The sequence below is a fragment of the Thermoflexus sp. genome, assembly GCF_042408365.1.
Taxonomy (GTDB): Bacteria; Chloroflexota; Anaerolineae; order Thermoflexales; family Thermoflexaceae; genus Thermoflexus.
The window spans coordinates 1-2,194 of the sequence record NZ_JBHOQJ010000229.1 but is presented as its reverse complement, the minus strand read 5'-3'; the positions used below and the strand labels follow the sequence as shown (position 1 = coordinate 2,194).

The 2,194-nt window shown below is 64.0% G+C and carries 2 protein-coding genes; both read left to right on the top strand.

The annotated features are described in order from the left end of the window. Positions 1 to 108: 108 nt before the first annotated feature. Positions 109 to 951 (top strand): carbohydrate ABC transporter permease, encoded by an 843-nt coding sequence (locus ACFMO5_RS10770; RefSeq protein WP_376792756.1) that lies wholly within the window; start codon positions 109 to 111, stop codon positions 949 to 951. Between the two features lie 4 nt (positions 952 to 955). Further along, on the top strand, positions 956 to 2,194 hold a 1,239-nt coding region (locus ACFMO5_RS10765), incomplete at its 3' end, for a glycoside hydrolase family 66 protein (protein ID WP_376792755.1).

The following is a 2,194-nucleotide window of genomic DNA, read 5'->3' as shown; positions in this document are numbered from 1 at the left end:
GGCTATGGGGCGGCGCTCTCGTATATGCTGGCCGCCCTGATCTTCCTCCTGAGCCTCTTTCAAATCAAGCTCCTGCGCCGCCCGATGGAGCTTTAGGGGGTCTCTTCCATGGTCGCGAACCCGAAGCGACGGATTGTGGAGGTTGCAGTGCTTTACCTCCTGCTGGGGGTCGGCGCTGTGGCCACGGCCCTGCCCCTCCTGTATATGGTCTCCACTGCCCTCCGGGGGCCGGTCTATGTTCTGGAGATCCCGCCTCGCTTCATCCCGGAGCGGCCGACGCTGGCGAACTTCATCGAGGCCTGGAACTCCAACAACTTCTCCCTTTATTTTCGGAACAGCGCGGTGGTCGCCCTGAGCACCACGGTGATCTCAGTGCTCTGTTCGGCCATGCTGGCCTACGCCTTTGCCCGCTTTGAGTTCCCGGGCAAGGACCTCGCCTTCTATGCGATCCTGTTCACGTTGATGATCCCCAGCCTCACGCTGATCATCCCGCAGTTCATGCTGGCCCGAGCGCTGGGGCTTCGGAACAGCCTGGCCGGCCTGGTTTTCGTATACGTGGCGATGACCATCCCCCTGAACACCTTCCTGCTTCGGGGCTTCTTCGAGCAGCTGCCCCGGGAGCTGGAGGAGGCGGTGTGGATCGACGGCGGGGGATACGGGACGATCTTCCTCCGCATCACCCTCCCCCTCTCCGCCCCCGCCCTGGCCACGGCGGCCATCTTTACTTTCCTCTTCGCATGGGAGGAGTTCACCTGGGCGCTCACCGCCATCGATGTGGAGGCGATGCGGACGCTGCCGGTGGCCATCGCCACCTTCCACGGAGCTCACCTCACCCAGTGGGGATTGGTCTTCGCCGCCTCTTTGATTGCCATCGCCCCGGTGATCTTCCTATATGTGATGTTGCAACGGTATTTCATCGTTGGATTAAGTGCCGGCGCCCTCAAAGGATAATCCGATGGCGGCTCTGGACCTGTCCCCGGATAAAGCGTTCTACTATCCTGGTGAAGCGGCGCGGATCACCGTGCGGATGGCTCCGTTGGAGGGGCCATCGCGGCGGGGGCGGATTCGCCTCCAGCTGATGTTCCTCGCGGACGAAGCCCTCGCCATGGAGGAGGAGGTCGCCCTTGACCCCGGAGCCCCGGAGGAGATCCCCATCCCGCTCCCCCTCCCGCCAGAGGATCCGCGGGGCTATGGGGTGGACGCTGAGCTATGGGATGCTGAGGGGAAGCTCCTGGCCCGGGGATCGACGGCCCTCGATGTCCTCCGCCGCTGGACCGTGGCGCCCCGCTACGGGTTCCTCTCGGATTTCCCGCCCGATCGGCCCGACATCGAGGAGGCTGTGGAGGCGCTGGTCCGCTTCCACATCAACGGCCTTCAGTTCTACGACTGGATGTACCGCCATGAGGATCTGCTGGCCGAAGAGGATCCTTACCGGGATCCGCTGGGGCGCCTCCTCTCTCGACGGACGGTGGAGGCTTTCATTGAGGCGGCTCACCGCCGCAACATCGCTGCCATGGCCTATGCGGCGGTGTACGGAGCCTCGGCCGCTTTCGCCCGCGCACGCCCGGGCTGGACCTTGTACGGGGCCGATGGACATCCTCTCGGGTTGGGCGAGGATTTCCTGAGCATTATGGATCCCCGCCCGGGCTCCCTGTGGGCTCAGCACCTGCTGCGGGAGCTCGCCGAGGTCATGCAGGTGACTCGGTTTGACGGCATCCATCTGGATCAATACGGGGAGCCGTGGGTGGCCTGGGATGCCCATGGCCGCTTGGTGGACCTGGCCTCTGCCTTCCATACCTTCATTGGGCAGGCCAGCGCAGTTCTGCGGTCGATCCGACCCGGCGCGGCGGTGGTCTTCAATGCCGTTAACAACTGGCCGATCGAGGCAGTGGCCCAGACCCCCGTCGATTTCCTCTATATTGAGGTCTGGCCGCCCCATACCGCGTATTCGGATCTCTGGCGGTTGATCGTGGGGGCACAGCGCTTGGGAGGGGGCAAACCGGTCGTGTTGGCGGCGTATATCGACCCCGCGTGGGAGGTAAACGTGCGGCTGGCCGATGCGGTGATCTTCGCCAGCGGCGGCTACCACATCGAGCTGGGCGAGAGGGACCGCATGTTGGCCGATCCCTATTTCCCTAAACACCAGCCCCTGAGTGAGGACCTGAGGGAGGTACTGCGCCGCTATTACGATTTC